Annotated in this window: 16 protein-coding genes; 4 read left to right on the top strand and 12 right to left on the bottom strand. The window is 73.2% G+C overall.

Annotated features, from left to right (window positions below):
* Positions 1-55 precede the first annotated feature (55 nt).
* Positions 56-1,576, bottom strand: coding sequence for an N-acetylmuramoyl-L-alanine amidase (locus ACIBST_RS39180; RefSeq protein WP_397178608.1), 1,521 nt, complete (start codon positions 1,574-1,576; stop codon positions 56-58).
* A gap of 227 nt (positions 1,577-1,803) precedes the next feature.
* Between ACIBST_RS39180 and ACIBST_RS39185 the strand changes: the two genes are divergently transcribed.
* On the top strand, positions 1,804-3,771 hold the full coding sequence (locus ACIBST_RS39185) for a family 10 glycosylhydrolase (RefSeq protein ID WP_397178609.1): 1,968 nt from the start codon (positions 1,804-1,806) through the stop codon (positions 3,769-3,771).
* 4 nt (positions 3,772-3,775) lie between these two features.
* Here the strand turns inward: ACIBST_RS39185 and ACIBST_RS39190 are convergent, their stop codons facing one another.
* The 3 genes from ACIBST_RS39190 to ACIBST_RS39200 all read right to left on the bottom strand — a co-directional run bounded on the left by ACIBST_RS39190 (position 3,776) and on the right by ACIBST_RS39200 (position 5,355).
* A complete protein-coding gene (locus ACIBST_RS39190; RefSeq protein WP_387671366.1) occupies positions 3,776-4,264 on the bottom strand; it encodes a cupin domain-containing protein in 489 nt (162 codons plus the stop codon).
* A 4-nt stretch (positions 4,265-4,268) separates the two neighbouring features.
* Positions 4,269-4,874 carry a TetR/AcrR family transcriptional regulator gene (locus tag ACIBST_RS39195; RefSeq protein WP_397178610.1) on the bottom strand — a complete coding sequence of 202 codons (606 nt, stop codon included), beginning with the start codon at positions 4,872-4,874 and terminating at the stop codon, positions 4,269-4,271.
* A 76-nt stretch (positions 4,875-4,950) separates the two neighbouring features.
* Positions 4,951-5,355, bottom strand: coding sequence for an ATP-binding protein (locus tag ACIBST_RS39200; protein ID WP_397178611.1), 405 nt, complete (start codon positions 5,353-5,355; stop codon positions 4,951-4,953).
* Positions 5,356-5,509: 154 nt separating this feature from the next.
* On the opposite strand from ACIBST_RS39200, the gene ACIBST_RS39205 reads away from it, so the two are divergent.
* Both ACIBST_RS39205 and ACIBST_RS39210 read left to right on the top strand, forming a co-directional pair.
* Positions 5,510-6,322, top strand: coding sequence for a Scr1 family TA system antitoxin-like transcriptional regulator (locus tag ACIBST_RS39205; RefSeq protein ID WP_397178612.1), 813 nt, complete (start codon positions 5,510-5,512; stop codon positions 6,320-6,322).
* On the top strand, positions 6,315-6,545 hold the full coding sequence (locus ACIBST_RS39210) for a DUF397 domain-containing protein (RefSeq protein ID WP_397178613.1): 231 nt from the start codon (positions 6,315-6,317) through the stop codon (positions 6,543-6,545). Before ACIBST_RS39205 ends, ACIBST_RS39210 begins: the two co-directional genes overlap by 8 nt.
* On the opposite strand, the gene ACIBST_RS39215 is transcribed toward ACIBST_RS39210, so the two are convergent.
* Genes ACIBST_RS39215 through ACIBST_RS39240 form a run of 6 tightly spaced genes read right to left on the bottom strand, consistent with a single transcriptional unit; the run spans position 6,533 to position 13,334 of the window.
* Positions 6,533-7,954 (bottom strand): pyridoxal phosphate-dependent decarboxylase family protein, encoded by a 1,422-nt coding sequence (locus tag ACIBST_RS39215; RefSeq protein WP_397178614.1) that lies wholly within the window; start codon positions 7,952-7,954, stop codon positions 6,533-6,535. The two genes, ACIBST_RS39210 and ACIBST_RS39215, sit on opposite strands and share 13 nt — an antisense overlap.
* On the bottom strand, positions 7,951-9,333 hold the full coding sequence (locus tag ACIBST_RS39220; protein WP_397178615.1) for an MFS transporter: 1,383 nt from the start codon (positions 9,331-9,333) through the stop codon (positions 7,951-7,953). Before ACIBST_RS39220 ends, ACIBST_RS39215 begins: the two co-directional genes overlap by 4 nt.
* Entirely contained in the window at positions 9,330-10,025 is a 696-nt protein-coding gene (locus tag ACIBST_RS39225) for a TetR/AcrR family transcriptional regulator (protein ID WP_397178616.1), read from the bottom strand. The genes ACIBST_RS39220 and ACIBST_RS39225 overlap by 4 nt, the downstream gene beginning before the upstream one ends.
* A 60-nt stretch (positions 10,026-10,085) precedes the next feature.
* Positions 10,086-10,505 carry a hypothetical protein gene (locus tag ACIBST_RS39230; RefSeq protein WP_397178617.1) on the bottom strand — a complete coding sequence of 140 codons (420 nt, stop codon included), beginning with the start codon at positions 10,503-10,505 and terminating at the stop codon, positions 10,086-10,088.
* Positions 10,506-10,536: 31 nt separating this feature from the next.
* Positions 10,537-11,193, bottom strand: a complete 657-nt coding sequence (locus ACIBST_RS39235) for a response regulator (protein WP_397178618.1) — start codon at positions 11,191-11,193, stop codon at positions 10,537-10,539.
* Between the two features lie 29 nt (positions 11,194-11,222).
* Positions 11,223-13,334, bottom strand: a complete 2,112-nt coding sequence (locus ACIBST_RS39240; RefSeq protein ID WP_397178619.1) for a sensor histidine kinase — start codon at positions 13,332-13,334, stop codon at positions 11,223-11,225.
* Between the two features lie 143 nt (positions 13,335-13,477).
* Between ACIBST_RS39240 and ACIBST_RS39245 the strand changes: the two genes are divergently transcribed.
* Positions 13,478-14,122, top strand: a complete 645-nt coding sequence (locus ACIBST_RS39245) for a hypothetical protein (RefSeq protein ID WP_397178620.1) — start codon at positions 13,478-13,480, stop codon at positions 14,120-14,122.
* Here the strand turns inward: ACIBST_RS39245 and ACIBST_RS39250 are convergent.
* Both ACIBST_RS39250 and ACIBST_RS39255 read right to left on the bottom strand, forming a co-directional pair.
* The gene (locus ACIBST_RS39250; protein ID WP_397178621.1) at positions 14,119-16,158 is read right to left on the bottom strand and encodes a histidine kinase; all 2,040 of its coding nucleotides are present in this window, start codon (positions 16,156-16,158) and stop codon (positions 14,119-14,121) included. The two genes, ACIBST_RS39245 and ACIBST_RS39250, sit on opposite strands and share 4 nt — an antisense overlap.
* Positions 16,155-17,408, bottom strand: coding sequence for a sensor histidine kinase (locus ACIBST_RS39255; protein ID WP_397178622.1), 1,254 nt, complete (start codon positions 17,406-17,408; stop codon positions 16,155-16,157). The genes ACIBST_RS39250 and ACIBST_RS39255 overlap by 4 nt, the downstream gene beginning before the upstream one ends.
* Positions 17,409-17,430: the final 22 nt, after the last annotated feature.

Consider the following 17,430-nt stretch of genomic DNA (forward strand, 5'->3'; position numbering starts at 1 on the left):
ACCCCCGGGGGAGAGGGTGTGAGCCGGCTTCGCGGGTTCGGGCTCTCCGGGCCCGTCAGACCTTGCTGATCCGGACGGCGTCGGCGATGACGAGGCCCGTGCCGGCGGTCCACCGGCTGATGCCGACGGCGTTGTAGGTGCCGGCGTTCAGCGAGAACGTGCCGATGCTGCGCCAGCCTCCGCCGCCGGAGCGCTGATCGACGTAGACGGTCTGGTTGCCGCCCGAGGCCGCCACGATGTACGGCGCCGAGCTGTTGTAACCGGGATCGGAGGGGTACCAGACCTCCACCTTGTACGTGCCCGCGCTGGGGATCGCGGCCTGGTACCAGGCCGGGTCGCTGGAGGCGACCGGGTCGGCGAAGCGGTAGTCGGCGCCGTAACGCTGGCTGGAGTAGGCGGAGGTGCCCCAGTTGGCGCTGGCGGTGAACTTGCCGGAGGTGGCGTTGTCCACCGTGGTGGACCACGAGGGCGTGCCGCCGCCGGTCACGTAGTTCATGTACGTGGTCCAGTTCCAGTACGGCCCCGGGTCGGTGTGGTCGGCCCCGGGAACCTCGTTGTGCCCGATGATGTGGGAGCGGTCCTTCGGGATGCCGTACTTGTCGCAGATGGCCTTGGTCAGGGCCGCCGACGCCCGGTACATGGCGTCGGTGAACCACGAGGACTCGCTGACGTAGCCCTCGTGCTCGATGCCGATCGACCTGGTGTTGTACGTCCAGTTGCCGGCGTGCCAGGCGACGTCCTTCTCGCGGACCATCTGGGTGATGGCGCCGCTGGACGACTTCACGACGTAGTGCGCCGAGACCTGCGCGGCCGAGTTCTGGAACCAGGAGATCGTCCCGGCGTACGAGCCCTGCGTCACGTGGATGACCACGCGGTCGATCGCGTAGCTCGACGGCCGGCTGGAGGCGGTGTAGTTGCTGGAGCTGGCCGGGACCCAGGCGGCCGGGCCGTAGTCGGTGCTGAGCACGCCGACGTCGCCTTGGGCGCTCAGGTCGCGGGCCTTGGCGTAGTCGCCGCGGTCGGCGGTGACCTCCTGGGGCTTGACCGTCACGCCCCTGGCCGTGATGCCGAGGCCGAGCTGCTCGTAGACCGAGTCGGCGTACAGCCGGGCGATCTCCGGCGAGGAGGCGTTGCCGTACTTGGCGACGGCCTGGTACCAGCGGCCGGCGTCCTTGCGTCCGGCGTCGTCGAGGCCGAGCTCGTCGGCGTAGGAGCGGAGCAGGGCGGCGCCGCCGAGGATGTTGGCGGCGTTGTCGGAGCGCAGCTTCTCGACCGGCAGGCTGGTGAGCTCGGCGGCCTTCTCCAGCGCGTGGGTCGTGGGGTTGCTGACCAGGTGCATCAGGCCGTAGCCGCCGCTGGCGCTGGGCTTGCCCTGGTGGTCGTCGAGGTGGGTCTCGGCGTAGGCGAGCGCGACCAGCAGGTCGCGCGGCACGTCGCTGGCCGAGGCGGCCTTGGCGAACGCCGCCGGCAGCGCGGGCTCTCTGGCGGCCTGGGCGGCGGGCTGGCCCGCGGCGATCAGGGCGACGGTCAGGGCGGAGGTGGCGAGGGCAGCTAATCGCGTGCGGGCGAGAATCATGGGGGTGCTCCTCGTTGGGGGGTGACGGGTGGAACGCGGGCGCGTGTCCGCGGCCCGCGTTTGGCCGCCGAATGCGGCCCAAGGTATGTCACCCCTGACACAATGTCGATAATTGACATTACAGACGTGTTAGGTGAAACTTTCCGCCCGCCGTCCAGGAGGCGGCGCGAAAGTTGGGCCCCTGAAAACTATTGCGCTCTGCGATCAGGGGACTGAAACTTCCTTTCGTGACCGCGCTCCTGCGTACCGTCCTGGCGGCGCTCACCGCCGCAGTCGTCACCGTCGTCGTCGCCATCGTGGCCTCCGCTCCCGTCTCCGCAGCCCCCGTCTCCGCCTCCGCAGCCTGCGCGACCGATCCCGCGACGCCCAAGCGGCAGCTCCGGGCGATGTGGATCTCCTCGGTCGCCAACATCGACTGGCCGAGCCGTACCGGGCTCAGCGTCTCCGCCCAGCAGGCCGAGTTCCGCGCCTGGCTCGACCTGGCCGTCGCCAAGCGCATGAACGCCGTGATCGTGCAGGTCAGGCCGACGGCGGACGCGTTCTGGCCGTCCCCGTACGAGCCGTGGTCGCAATGGCTGACCGGCACCCAGGGGACGAACCCCGGCTACGACCCGCTGGCGTTCATGGTCGGCGAGGCCCACGCGCGGAACCTGGAGTTCCATGCCTGGTTCAACCCGTACCGGGTCGCCAACAACGACGACCCGACCAAGCTGATCTCCACGCACCCCGCCCGGCAGCACCCCGACTGGCGCTTCGCCTACGGCGGGAAGCTCTACTACAACCCGGGCATCCCGGCGGTACGCGACTTCATCGAGGACGCGATCATGGACGCCGTCACCCGCTACGACGTGGACGGCGTGCACCTCGACGACTACTTCTACCCCTATCCCGTCAGCGGCCAGGCCATCCCGGACTCGGCCGCCTACGCCCAGTACGGCGGCGCGTTCCCGAACATCGCCGACTGGCGGCGGGACAACGTCAACCTGCTCGTCCGCGAGCTCGGCCAGCGCATCCACACCGCCAAGTCGTGGGTGTCGTTCGGGATCAGCCCCTTCGGGATCTGGCGCAACTCCTCGACCGACCCGCTCGGCTCGCGCACCTCCGGCCTCCAGTCCTACGACGCGATCTACGCCGACAGCCGGCAGTGGGTCAAGCAGGGCTGGATCGACTACCTCGCGCCGCAGATCTACTGGCACATCGGGTTCTCCACGGCCGCCTACGAGGTGCTGACCGCGTGGTGGTCGGACGTCGTGCGCGGCACCGGCGTGCAGCTCGTCGTGGGACAGGCCGCCTACCGGGCCGGCGCCTCGGGCCAGGAGGCCGCCTGGCAGGACCCGGCCGAGCTGAGCGACCACCTGTACGACAACAGGAAACATCCCGAGATCGCCGGTGACGTGTACTTCAGCGCCAAGGACGTCAAGGCCGACCGGATCGGGGCGATCACCAAGCTGGTCACCGACCACTACGCCAAGCCCGCCCTGCTGCCCGCCCGGGGCTCCGGGGCCGCGCCCGCCGCGCCGGCGATCACCGCGGCCACCGCGGGCTCGAACGGCGTCCAGCTCACCTGGACCGGCTCCGGCACGGCGTACGCGGTCTACCGCGTGGCCGGCACCCCGCCCTCGGCCGATCCGTGCTTCTTCGCCGACGCCCGCAACCTGATCGGCACGACCAGGCAGAAGTCGTTCACCGACCCCGGCGGCGGGGCGTCCACCTACTACGTGACCGCGCTGAGCAGGACCCACCAGGAGAGCGCGCCGAGCGCGGGCCGGGCGTCAGGCGGCACGGGCGGCTTCAGCGTCGTGATCGACAACGCCGACGCCGGTTTCACGGCCTCCTCCTCCTGGGGCACCTCCAGCTACTCCACCCAGGCCAACGGCGCCGACTACCGCTTCGCCGACCCGGTCGCGGCCAGCGACCCGGCCTGGTTCCGGGCGGCGATCCCGAGCGCGGGCAGCTACCGGGTGGAGGTCTGGTACCCGGCCAACGCGGGCTACAACGGCTCCGCGCCGCACATCGTGGCGGCCTCGGGCGGCAACCAGACGGTCAACGTGGACCAGCGCACCGGCGGCGGGGCGTGGCGGGTGCTGGGCACGTACACGCTGGCGGCCGGGACGTACAACGTGGTCGGGGTGAGCCGGTGGACCTCGGCGACCGGCTACGTGATCGCCGACGCCGTGCGCATCACCAAGGTCTGACGCCTCAGGAGCGGGCCTTCGCCCAGGCGGGGCTGTCGATGAAGTGGTTGTCGAAGCGGTCCTGCGAGGCCAGCAGCTCTTCGAGCGTGGCCTCGCCGGTCTTGAGCCGGGCCAGCAGGCGGAAGTACTCGAACCGCTCGACGCCCGGCGTGATGACGATCAGCAGGTCGGCCTCGGCGCCGGGGGCCGCGGCGAAGGCGTGGGCCACGTGGGGCGGGACGACGGCGACGTCGCCCTGCTCCAGCGTGATCACCTCGTCGCCGGCCAGCACCTGCGCCCGGCCGTCGAGGACGTAGAACATCTCCGAGGCGGTGGTGTGGGTGTGCGGCACGGCGCCGTCGGCGCCCGCGCCGAGCGTGATGCGCACGGTGCTCAGGGCGCCGCCGGTGGCGCTGGAGTCGAGCAGCATGCGGCCCGTGCTGGGCGGGCCGCCGATGACCTCGGCGTCGACGGAGCGGATGACGGCGGTGCTGCGGGGGTCGATGAGCGACATGGTGTTATCCGTTCTCGGAGAGGGCGCCGCGGAGTGCTGTCTCCACGAGGCGTTCGGCGTAGGCGCGGCCGACGGGGAGGCCGGTGATCAGGACGCGGTAGTACAGGGCCCCGGCGAGCTGGTCGAACAGGGCCTCAACGTCGAGGTCGGCGCGTAGCTGGCCGCGGTCCCTGGCCCGTTCGAGCAGGGCGCGGGCCAGGGTGTTGCGGCGGGCGTACATCTGCCGCTCCAGCTCGCCGACGTCGGCGTGGCGGGCGGCGGCGGCCACGAGCTCGGCCACCGTGCCCGCCGACCCGTCGTCGTCGCCGGGCACGCGGCCCGCCGCGCGCATCCGGTTGAGCCCGGCCGCGATCTTCTCCAGGTACGCGGGCAGGTCGCGGCGGATGTCGCCGGTGTCGGTGATCTCGTCGTGGTCCTGGAGCCGGTTGACGACGGCCAGGGCCAGGTGGTCCTTGGTCGGCCAGCGGCGGTAGAGCGTGGTCTTGGCGATGCCGGCCCGCTCGGCGACCTCGTCGGGGGACAGGCCGGCGTAGCCGCGCGCGAGCAGCAGCTCGGTGGCGGCCCTGAGCACACCCTCGTCGACGTCACTCCTGCGCGGCCGTCCCACCATGCCCTGCCTCCTTTTCGCTACCTGAGTAGCGTAAGCCCGCACGGCAGTATTACGCAACCCGGGTATCGAAACTCGGCTACCGGCGCAGCAACGCCCACACGACCCGCTCCCCGGCCCTGTCCTGGTAGGTCCCCCACAGTCCGGTGGTCAGCTCGTGCACCAGCCGGAGTCCGCGTCCTGACGCGTCCGTGTCCGCCGGCACGCGGGGACGCGGAACCAGGCCGTTCCGGCCCGGATCGGTCACGGCCAGCCGCCAGAACCCCGCCTCGGGGGCGAGGGACAGCCGGACCCACTGTGCCGCCGCGTGCTGCAACGCGTTCGTGACCAGCTCCGAGGCGATCAGCCGCAGGTCGTCCAGGGCTTGGTGATCCGCCCCCAGCCACGCCGCCAGTTCGGTACGCGCCAGCCGGGGCAGCATCGCCGGGTCGTCGAGCTCGCCGACCGTCCACACCTTGACGCCCGCATGCAGGGAACTGGACATGATCTCCTCCGGGATGGGCGTACAGGCCGAGGTCGCGTGTACGCGGGTTCTCAGGATGCGGTTGATTCGGCTGACCAGCCCCTGTGATCGGCCGTACAGTTCCTTACAGTGAGTACGCCATGCCTCTGCGTGAACGGTGTGGGAAGGGCGTGACATGCCGAAGGAAGAGGAAGCGGAAGCGTGGGCCGAGTACGCCAGACGCCTGCGTGCCTTCCGTACGGACCACGGGTTGAGCCAGGAGCGTCTGGCGGACCGGCTGGCCTACAGCGAGAGCGCGGTCGGGCACGTGGAACGCCTCCTGCGTAAGCCGAGCGAGGACTTCACCCGCGAAGTGGAGAAGGCCCTCGGCCTCAAGGGCCAGCTGACGGAGCTGCTGCCGCAGATCCACGGCGCACTCGGCCCGCGCTGGTTCCGCGAGTGGCCCAAGGTCGAGGCGGCGGCCCACACCATCAGGACGTCCGAGCCCCTGCTGATCCCCGGCCTGCTGCAGACGGAGAGCTACGCCAGGCGGGTGTTCCTCGGAGCACCGGGAGCCACGGAGCAGGAAGCAGAGCGGGCCGTGCAGTTCCGTCTCCACAGGCAAAGCGTCTTCGCCAGCCTGTCCCCGCCCATGTACTCGGCCCTCGTCGATGAGAGCGTCCTGCACCGGCCGGTCGGCGGTCCGGAGGTGATGCGAGAGCAACTCGCCAAGCTGCTCGATGTGCTCAACCCGCCCTATGTCACGCTGCGGATCGTCCCGTTGAAGGCGGGGCTCACCGTGGGCTGTCTCGGAGCCTTCGAGGTGGCGACGCTCCTGGACGGAGGACCCGATCACGCCTACCTGGAAAGCGCCGAGGAAGGGCGGGTGACCAATCGCGCCAGTACGGTGCAAGCGCTTATTGTGCGATGGGAGGCCCTGTCCGGCATGGCGTATCCCGTGGACAGGAGCCGCGTGATCATCCGCGAAGTGATGGAGAGCTATGAGTGAGGCGAGCGGTCTCCGTACGGGCGAATGGACCAAGGCCACGGCGTCGGGCGACAACGGCGGGAGCTGTGTCGAGGTGATGCGGCGGGTGGATGACAGCGTGCTCGTCAGGGACACCAAGGACCGGGGTGAAGGCCCGATTCTGGCCTTCACTCGGGACGAATGGCTGGCCTTTCTCGACGGGGCCGCCAAGGGGGAGTTCGACCTGCCCTGTCAGGAGCCGTAGATCACCGAGAGGAAGCGGAGGAGCAAGGCTTCCCGGGTCTCGGCGGGCAGGGCGTCGAGGACGGCGTTGACCGTCGCCATCCCCGGCTGGCCCGCGCCCGGACGCAGGTCCACGCCCACCGAGGCGGCCAGTTCGGCGAAGGTCGCGTCGTCCAGGGCGTCCAGGTCGAGGCCGATGATCAGCTCCACCAGGCCGTCCGGCACCGACGCGGGGCCGCGACGGCGGGCCTCCGCAGCCGCGTCGGCGATCACCCTGAGCATCGCCTCCACGCCGTTCAGCGTCACGCCGGTGACCGTGACGTGCAGGTTCGCGGGGATCCCGGCGTAGGAGAGCTGCGGTTGCAGGAACCAGCCGCGCTCGCGGGCCGCGTCGGCCAGCACGAACACGTCGAGGTCGTCCCCGGCGAAGGCCACCAGCGACGACTCGGGCGCGCCCAGGACCCGCAGGCCCGGGATCGCGGCGATGCCCTCCCTGAGCCGGGCCGCCGCCTTGAGGGTGGCGCGGCCGAGCTCCACGTACCCCTCCCGGCCGAGCGCCTGGAGCGTGGCCCACGCGCCGCCGAGCGGCCCGGCCGACCTGGAGCTCTGCACGGTGGCGTTGATGATCGTGTAACCGGGCCAGGCGGCCGAGGCGAAGTACGCCCTGCGCCGCGTCGCCGGGTCGGCGAACAGCACCACCGAGGCGCCCTTCGGCGCGTAGCCGAACTTGTGCAGGTCGCAGGAGAGCGAGGTGACCCCCGGCACCGACAGGTCGAACGGCGGCACGTCGGCCCCCGCCTCCCGCAGCCACGGCAGCAGCCAGCCGCCCACGCACGCGTCCACGTGACAGGCCACGCCCGCCTCGGCCGCCACGGCGGCGACCTCCGCGACCGGGTCGATCACGCCCTGCGGGTACGACGGCGCCGAGACCACCACCAGGACCGTGTCCTCGTCGATCGCCGCCGCGACGTCCGCCACCCGCACCTTGTACGTCTCCAGGTCCACCGGCACGGCCTTGACCCGCAGGCCCAGGTAGTGGGCCGCCTTGTGGAAGGCCGGATGGGCGGTCACCGGCAGCACGAGGTTGGCGCCGGACCGCCCGGCGGCGTCCCGCGCCGCCTTGACGGCCAGCATGATCGACTCGGTGCCGCCGCTGGTGAAGACGCCGTGGCCGCCGCCGAGCAGCTCGGCGACCGCGCCCACGACCTGCTTCTCCATCTCCACGATGCTCGGGAACGCCGTCGGGTCCAGGCAGTTGACCTCCAGCATCTCGGCGTACGCGCGGGCCGCCGCCTCGTGCACCTCGGGCCGGCCGGTGTCGTAGACGTACGCGGTCACCTGCCCGCCCCGCACCGGCAGGTCGTGCTGCTTCATCCTGGCCACCTCGGACAGCAGGTCCTCGGCGGTTCTTCCGGACGGGGGGAGGGTCACACGTTCTCCTTGGCGAGGACGGGGGTGGTGGCGGTGGCGAGCCTGCCGTAGCGGACGACGAACGGCAGGCTGATCAGCATGAGCAGGGCGGGCAGCGCGGTGAAGCCGAGCAGCAGCCCGGTCAGCGCGCCGGCCGGCTGGGCGACGGGCGACTCGACGGGCGACTCGACGGGCGCGGAGACGAACCCCGACACCGTCAGGACCAGCGCGAACAGGCCGGGGCCGAGCGCGAGCCCGGCGGTCTCGCCGGCCGTCCACAGGCCGGTGAACGCGCCGGCCTGGGCGTGGCCGGTACGGGCGGCGTCGGCGTGCACGGTGTCGGGCAGCAGCGACAGCGGCAGCAGTTGCAGCGCGGCGTAGCAGACCCCGGCCAGCGCGGTCAGCGCCAGCGTGGCGACCAGGCTGCCCGCCGCGATGGCGGGGACCAGGGCGAGCGCCACGACGGCGAACCCGGCCGAGGCGGCCAGGTAGCAGCGCACGGTCCCGTACGCGCGGGCCAGCCGGGCCCAGGCCGGCACGGCGAGCATGCTCGGGCCCACCAGGCAGACGAACATCGCCGAGGTCAGCCCGTAGTCGCCCAGCCGGTACGAGGCCACGTACGGGGCTCCCGCCAGCATCACCGCCACCCCGAGCGCCTGCGTGACGAACGCCGCCAGCAGCGCGAAGAACGGCCGGTTGCCCCGGGCCAGCCGGAAGGCCGCCGCCGGGCCGAGCTGCCGGGGCCCCGGACGCGACGACACCCACCGCGTGCCCAGCGTGGCGGCCACCAGGGCGGCGGCCATGACCAGGCCGATCGCGACGCCCGTGACCGCGTACCCCGGCCGGCCGCCGCCCGCCAGGTCCACCACGGCGGGGGCCAGGCCGCCCGCGACCAGGATGCCGACGGTCAGGCAGACCACCCGCCAGGACATGATCCTGGTCCGCTCGGCCGGGCTCGCCGACATCTCGGCCGGCAGCGCCACGTACGGCACCTGGAAGCTCGCGAAGGCGGTCGCGGCCAGCAGGAACGCCACCCCGGACCACGCGGCCCCGGAGAGGCCGCCGGGCACGGCGAACATCAGCGCGAACGCCACCGGCAGCGTGGCCGCGCCGAGCGCCAGCAGCCGGGTCCGGCGGCCGGTGCACACGGCCTCGCGGTCGCTGGCGGCCCCGACGAGCGGGTTGAGCAGCACGTCCCAGATCTTCGGCGCGACCAGGACGGCGCCCGCGACGGCGGCGGGCACGCCGAGCATGTCGGTCAGGTAGTAGAGCAGCAGCAGGCCGGGCACGGCGGAGAACACACCGGTGCCGACCGAGCCGACGCCGTAGCCGAGCAGCCGTCCGCGGCTCAGCCGGCCGGTGACCGCCGGGGCCGTCCCGGAGGGCCGGGCGTCGGTCATCGGGGGTCGCCGGGAAGGTGGCGTCCCGCGTCGCCGGACGGGGGTCCCTCCGGGGCGTCCGGGAGGGCGAGGGGGCCGGGGAGGGCGAGGGTGCGGTGGAGGGTGAGGTGCAGGTGGGCGCGGAAGCGGCGGAGCGCGGCCCGGTCGCCCGCGCCCCTGCGGCGGCCGTCGGCGTCGAGCACGCCGCCCTTGGCGAAGCCGTGGATCGACCAGATGACCGTCCACATGGCGTACTCCAGGTCGACGGTGCCGTCGATGACGCCGGCCTCGACGGCCGGGCGCAGCGCGCCGGTGACGGCGGCGATCAGCGGCTGGACGTACTGGCGTTCCAGCTCGGTGATGTCGCCGGCGTCGGAGAGCCAGCGGTGCATCCACAGCGCGGGGATCTCCGGGTTGTCCGCGCAGAAGTCGAGGTAGTCGTCCACCAGGCGGTGGATGGCGGCGACCGGGTCGTCACCGGGCAGATGGGCCAGCGCCTTGTCCAGCGCCGCCTTCTCCGCCCGGTGCGCGCGTTCCATGACGGCCAGGTACAGCTCCCGCTTGCCGCCCACGTGGTAGTTGACGGTGGCGATGTTCATCCCCGCCGCGTCGGCGATCTGGCGCGTCGAGGTGCCGTCGTAGCCGAGCGCGGCGAAGAGCTGGGTGGCCGCCTTGAGGATCACGGCCGGCTGTCCGCTGTCGGCAGGTGTCATACGACCGACCGTAGTTCCGCCCCGCCCCCTTGGTCAATCGCTTGATGGAGAGGTTTCCGGTCAGTCCGGAGCCCAGTACTTGACGAGGACCTTGTCCAGATGCGCCACCACCGGCTTCCACGTGCGGGGCAGCGTGTACCGCGTGGCGTGGTGGCCCTTGTGGGTCAGCGTGTACTTGAGGAAGTCCGCGCCCTGCGGCGGGCGTTCGGACCGGCCGATCCGCAGCTCCTTCAGGTAGCCGCGCAGCCGGCGGTCTTCCCTGGCCGTGAGGCACCTGGTCACCACCGGGCCGGTGCGGCGGCTGAGCCGGAAGCAGCCGTCGGTGTAGACCGTCACGCGGTTCAGCAGCCCCGCGAAGCCGCCCTCCTCGCGCAGGTCGACCAGCACCTTCCGCTGCGTGGTCACCGCCTCGGCGGGCAGCGCGGAGGCCGTGACGGCCAGCGCGAGCGCCGGCAGAAGCACGATTCGCCAGATCTTCATACCTCTATGACGTACGGGAGCCCCGAACGGCTCACGTCCCGAGACCCGCGTCGCGGGCCCGGACGATGGCCTCGGCGCGGTCGGCGACGTGGAGCTTGGCGAAGATGTTGGAGACGTTGTTGCGCACGGTCTTCGGCGACAGGAACAGGGCCGAGGCGATCTGCGCGTTCGAGCGGCCGGCCGCCACCAGCGACAGGATCTCCCGCTCGCGCGGCGTGAGCTGCGGGAAGACCGGGTCGCCGGAGGCAGCGGCGGCCCCCTGGAAGAACTCGGCGACGCGCAGCGCCACCGCCGGGCCGAAGATCGCCTCGCCGTGCGCGACCGCGGTGATCGCCCGGACGATCTCGCCCTGGCCCGCGCCCTTGAGCAGGTAGCCGCGGGCCCCCGCGCGCATCGCGGCGAACAGCGTGGCGTCCTCCTCCGACATGGTCAGCACGACGACGGCGACGTGCGGGCTGTCGGCCACGATCCGCCTGGTGGCCTCGATGCCGTCGAGCCCCGGCATGCGGACGTCCATCACCACGACGTCCGGCTGGAGGCCGGCGGCGCGCTCGACCGCCTCGGGGCCGTCGGCGGCGGTGCCGGCCACCTCGATGCCCGGGATCGAGCCGAGCAGCAGCGCGAGCCCGTCGCGGTAGACCGGATGATCGTCGGCCAGCAGGACCCTGATCGGCTCCTCGTCAGACATCTGCGGCTTCCACCCTGATCGGCTCCTCGTCAGGCATCGGCGGCCTCCGCCGGCATCGGCAGGCGGGCCAGGACCAGGGTGCCGCCGCCGGGCGGGCAGCTCACCTGGCAGTCGCCGCCCAGCTCGGCCGCGCGCTCGCGCAGCGAGAGCATGCCCACGCCCGCCGCCACGTCGGGGCCGATGCCCGAGCCGTCGTCGCGTACCGACACCTCAAGCGCCCCCTCCCGCGCGGTGAGCGCGATGTCGCAGCGTGCCGCGCCCGCGTGCCTGGCCACGTTGGCCAGCGCTTCGGACACGATACGGTAGGCCGCCACCTCCACCGCCGCGGGCAGCGCGCCTGCCGCCCCCGCCGCCCCCGCCGCCCCCAGCGGGCCGTCGCCGGTGACGCGGACATCGAGGGCGGCGGTGCGGAACCGGCCCGCCTGCTGCTCGATCGCGCGCAGCAGGCCCAGTTCGTCGAGCGCGGGCGGGCGCAGGTCGTGGACCAGCCTGCGCACGTCCGCCAGCACGCCGCCGACCTCGGCGGCCGTCTGCTCCAGGATGCGGTCGGCCTGCTCGGGCGCGCTCGCGGCCAGGTTGCGGGCCGCCTCGATGCGCAGCGCCACCGCGCCCAGGCTCGGGCCGAGCCCGTCGTGCAGGTCGCGCCGGAGCCTGCGGCGCTCCTCCTCGCGGGCCAGCACCAGCCGGGCGCGGATGCGCTGCAGGTCGGTGCTCAGCTCGACGGCCCGCGCCGCGGCGGCGGCCTGGCGGACCAGGTCGCCGAGCAGCCGCTGGTCCCGCTCGGTCAGGTCGGTACGGCACAACACCAGCCGCCCCACGCTCTCGCCCCGGTAGGCCACCGGCAGCGACACCGACGGCCCGCGCGGCGACCCGTGCTCCACCACGGAACGTTCCCCGCCCGGCCGCTCGATCTCCACCCGCACGTAGGACAGCCGGAACGCCTCCGCCAGCGTCGTGGCCACCGCGAGCAGCTGCTCGTCCGGGTCCGCGGCCAGCTCCAGCCGCTCGGCCAGCGTCGAGACCGCGGCGTACGGGTCGTCCCTGGAGCCGCGCACCAGCCTGCGCACCGCCCGCCAGAGCCAGGTGCGCAGCGGGGCGTACAGGACGGCGACGATCGCGATGGCGGCCAGGGCCGAGTCCCGCTCCCCGAGGACGCTGCCCACCAGCGTGAACACCACCACGTCCATGAGCACCACGAGCGCGGCGAGCAGGCCGTAGGCCACGGTGGCCGACAGCAGCCGGTCGATGTCGTACAGGCGGTATTTGGTCACCGCCACCACCACGGCCGCGGCGGTGAACGCGATGGCCAGCGTCAGCAGCACCGCCGGGATCTGCGGGGACAGCGACAGCGGCAGCAGGAGCACGATCATGTCCACCAGCGCGGCCCACATCAGCCAGCGGATCTGGGCCCGCCGCTCGGCGTCGGCGACCACGTACCTGCGCACCATCGACGCGAACGGCACCACCAGGCTCACCAGGACGGACGCGTACGCCAGCGCCAGCGCCGGCTCCCAGAACCCGTACGGCAGGTCCACGGACAGGAAGTCGAGGCCGAGCCGGGCGATCTCCGGCGGCATCGCCTGGTCGTGGTAGCGCTCCATCACCGCCGTCGGCGCGGTCACCAGCAGGGCCGTGAGCAGCCCGGTCAGGACGAGGCTCGTCACCGACAGCGCCCGCCACACCCGCCCCGGCGGCAGCCGGCCGTCCGGGAACAGCAGGATCAGCAGCGGCAGCCCCAGCAGCAGCGACGCCCCGAACCGCGAGTAGGACCAGTACGCCGCCGCGGCCCCCGGCAGGCCGGGCGAGACGTAGGCGGCGTAGGTCGCCCAGCTTCCCGCGAGCCCGTCCAGCAGCCACAGCAGCCCGAACACCGCCAGGACCCAGGCCACCGGATGCCGCGGCAGCCGGCGCAGCAGCAGCGCGCCCGGGACGAGCTGCGCGAGCCCGGTCAGCGCGGCCGGCCACCCGGGCTCCAGCTCCGAGGCCGCGGGCAACCGCACGTCCCCGGCGGCCACGTCCAGCGCCACCGTGGCGACCGCGATCCCGGCCCCGGCCACGGCCACCCCGACGGCCCACCACCCGCGCGCGGCGGCGGGGGACGTCGCTGCCGCCGGATGGGCGGAAGGTCCGGTTTGTAGCACGGGACGTATTACACCCGATGTCGTGTCCTGATGTCCCGGGACACCGGTCCCGTCGGAGGCGGGACCCGTGGCTCTGCCGGCCCGGGGCAGCCCGTCGCGAACCTGGAGGCACGACATCCCCGCAAGGAGAGAGAGGACCTCCCGTGGACGGCAAGATCACCACCACTCCCGCCAGGGCCCGCACCGACGTGCCCGCCGCCCCGCCCCCATCCGCGGAGCCCGCCGTCGCCCCGGCCGCCGTCCGCAGGCTCGGCCTCGCGCTGAGCGCCGGCACGCTCGCCTGGACCGCCAGCATCTTCGTCTACGGCACGCAGGCCCAGGGGTTCGGCGAGCGGGTCGGCGACCTGACCGGGCTGCTCTTCCAGCTCGGCCTCTTCGCCCTGCTCGCCGTGCAGATCCGGACCCGGGCGACGGGCACGTCCGGCTTGGCCAGGATGATGCTCAAGGTCGAGCTGGCGCTGCTCGGGCTGGCGAGTGTCTGGTCCCTGCTGCACGGCGTCCTGCCCGACGACCTCCAGGACGGGCCGGTGATGCAGGTGCTCGACGTGTTCTGGCCGGTGTCCATGCTGGGCATGATGGCCATCGGCATCAAGATCGCCTTCGCCGGGCGCTGGCGCGGGGCGCTGCGGTGGTGGCCGCTCGTCGCCGAGAGCTGGGCCGTGGTGACGGTGCCGGCGTACGTGGTGTTCGGCGAGTCGATCTCCAACTGGATCGGCGGCCTCCACCTGATCATCGGGTACGCCACCCTCGGCGCGCTGCTCGCGCTGCGTCCGAGCCTGACGTCCTAGGCCGGCGGCGTGAGCGGCAGGACGGCGGTCACCTCCGTGCCGCCGCCCGGCCGGGGGCCGATCGCGCAGGTGCCGCCGATCTCGGCCGCCCGCTCGCGCATCGACGTCAGTCCCACGCCCGGCGACGGCTCGTCGGGCAGTCCGGTGCCGTCGTCGGCGACCGACACCCGCAGCTTCCCGGCCTCCCGCCGTAACGTGACCAGCACCGAGGCGGCCTGGGCGTGGCGGCGCACGTTCGTCAGCGCCTCCTGCGCGATCCGGTACGCGGCCGTCTCCACCGCCGCCGGCAAGCCGTCGAGGGGCCCTTCGGAACCGTCGGCGGACGGGGGCACGACGACCTCGACCCGCGGGCCCGGGGCCTGGCCGAAGACGCGCAGGGCGCCCGCGAGGCCCAGCTCGTCCAGCACCGGCGGGCGCAGGCCGTCCACCAGCTCGCGCACCGACATCAGCGTGCTGGTCATCTCCTCGCGCACCCGGACCAGCAGCTCCTCCACCGACTCGGGGTCGCGCTCCAGCCGCCGCCGCGCCTCGTCCAGGGTCATCGTCACGCTGGTCAGCGTGGGGCCGAGCCCGTCGTGCAGCTCCCTGCCCAGCCGGCGCCGCTCCTCGTCGCGGGTGGCGCTGATGCGCTCGTGGGAGTCCCGCAGGTCGGTGCTCAGCCGTACGGCGTGCGCCAGCCCGGCCAGGTGCTTGGCCATGACGTCCAGCGGCTCGCGGCCCGGCCGCGCCCCGGCGATCCGCAGCCGCCCGACCGGCTCGCCGTGCCAGGTCAGCTCGACGGACCGGGGCCGGGCGCCCAGCTCGCCGTCCACGAACGACAGCGCGGGCTCGCCCGGCACCTCCACGCCCACCCCGCGGGCGACCAGCGACGTGCGCACGACGGAGATCGCCTCGGCCAGCGCCCCCGCCGGATCCCCGGCCCGCTGCACGGTACGGCTGAGCAGGTCGGCCGCCCGGTACGGGTCGCGTTCCACGTTGAACAGCCGGTCCACCGAGCGCTGGAGGCGCAGGCGCACGGGATGGAAGGCCGCGCCGGTGACCATCGCGGAGGCGAGCCCGGCCGCCCCGCCGTAGCCGTCGGCCACGCTGTTGGACGCCCAGATGAGCGCCGAGTACGTCAGGCCGGCCCCGACCGCGAGCGTGCCGTACACCAGCGTGCGGTTGAGGATGAGCCGGATGCCGTAGAGCTGGTGGCGCAGCACGGCGGCGATGATCGAGATGGGGATGCCCGCGGCCAGGAAGACCCGTACGGCGATGGTGAAGGTGTCCTGGGTGCCCGCGCTGGCGATCCAGTAGACGACGAAGATCACCATGGCGTGGAAGTACCAGGTGATCTGGCGGCGCACCTCGGGCGTCGCCGCCCGGTACCTGAAGCCCAGCGAGACCACGCCGAGCAGGCACAGCAGGATCATCGGGAGCCCGATCCACGACTCCACGACCTCGGGGATCCGGCCCAGCGCCGCCACCCCGAACGGGTTGCCCAGCGGCACCTCAAGCTCGAACGACGGGTCGGGGGACAGGCCGAGCAGCAGCGAGTGCCCGGCCATGAGCGCCAGGTTGCCGTAGAGCACCGGCCGCCAGCGCCTCGACGGCAGCCGCCCGTCCGGGAAGAGCAGCGGCATGATCCCGGTGAACGCGGGCACCGGCAGCAGCCACAGCCAGATGGCCGGCCAGGCGACGTAGGGCAGCAGCGGGCCGGGCGCGTGGAAGTACATCCAGCCGGTCAGCGCGAACAGCAACGAGTACGCCGACCAGATCACGCCTGTCGCCCACATGAGCCACGGGATCAGCAGCCGGGGCCGCCGGCTGATCAGGAACGCGCCGGCGAGGGGGAACATCAGCCCGATCGGGTCGAGCCCCTGCGTCTCGGCCAGCCCGCCGAGCTGCGCCGCCAGCACCGCCGCCGTCACCACGGCCGCGAGCGAGGCCCCGGCCGCCGTCCACACCGCCGCCAGCACCAGCCGCCGCCGCCACGCCGGCGTGCGGCCGGGCCCCTCCGCGACGGGACCGGGATCGTCGTGGTCGGCAGAGGTCATCGTGGCTCCTTGAGCGGCAGTTCCGCGACGACCTCGGTGCCGCCGCCGGGGCGGACATCCAGCTCGCACACGCCGCCCACCTCCTCGGCCCGCCCGCGCATCAGGGCGGCCCCCTGGCGGCGCTGCTCGGGCAGCCCGATCCCGTCGTCGGACACCGTCAGCCGGAGCCCGTCGCGCCGCTCCACCCTGATCAGGGCGGTGGTGGCGCGGGCGTGCCTGCGCACGTTCGCCACCGCCTCATGCGCGATCTTGTACGCCGCCACCTCCACCGCGGCCGGCAGGTCGGCCAGCGAGCCCGAGACCACCACGTCCACCCTCGGGCCGGGCGCGTCGGCGAGCAGCCGTAAGGCGCCCTCCAGGCCGAGCTCGTCCAGCCGGGCGCCGTCGAGCGCGGGCGGACGCAGGCCGTACACCAGGTCGCGGACGTCCACGATGGCCTCGGTCATCTGCCGGCGTGCCGTGCTGAGCAGGGGCTCGACCGAGCCGGGGTCGCTGGCCAGTCTGAGCCGGGCCTGGTCGACGCTCATCGCCAGGTTCGTCAGCGCCGGTCCGAGGCCGTCGTGCAGGTTGCGGCGGAGCTCGCGGCGCTCCTCCTCGCGGGTGACCATCATGCGCTCGCGCGAGCGTTGCAGGTCGGCGCTGAGCCGTACGGCGTGGGCGACCTCGGCGAGCTGCCTGGCCAGCATGTCCAGCAGCGCCCGGTCGCGCGGCTCGCCGCTGACCGACAGCCAGCCCATCGACTTGCCGTGCCAGACCAGGCGTTCGACCGAGGGGGCCGGGCCCATCTCGCCCGCGATGACGCTGCGCACCCGTCCGCCGGGCAGGACGACCTCCACCGCGACGCCGGGCGCCCCCAGGGCCAGCCGGATGGCGTGGGCCGCCGACGCCAGGGCCTCGGCCGGCCCCCTGGCCTCCTGCACGCTCCGGCTCACCCGGTCGGCCAGCCGGTACGGGTCGCGCTCCCACCGGAACAGCCGGTCCGCCGCGCTCCGCAGGCGCAGCCGTACGGGCTGGAACAGCGCGCCCGCGGCCAGCGCGGCGATCAGGTCGGACCACGAGCCGAGCACGGCGTCGAGCGCGCCGACCCCGAAGTAGACGGCGCCGACCACGGCGGTCAGCGCGAGGTAGACCAGGGAGCGGTTGAGCAGGAGGAGGGTCCGCTCGCGTCCGCGCAGCCCGGACAGGACCGCTGCCTTGACGAGCAGCGGTCTGACCGCTCTGAGCAGCACCCGCCGGACGTTTTTCGCCATATGTCGGGCACATCATAAGTGC

This window comes from Nonomuraea sp. NPDC049684 (genome assembly GCF_044465345.1).
Lineage (GTDB): Bacteria > Actinomycetota > Actinomycetes > Streptosporangiales > Streptosporangiaceae > Nonomuraea.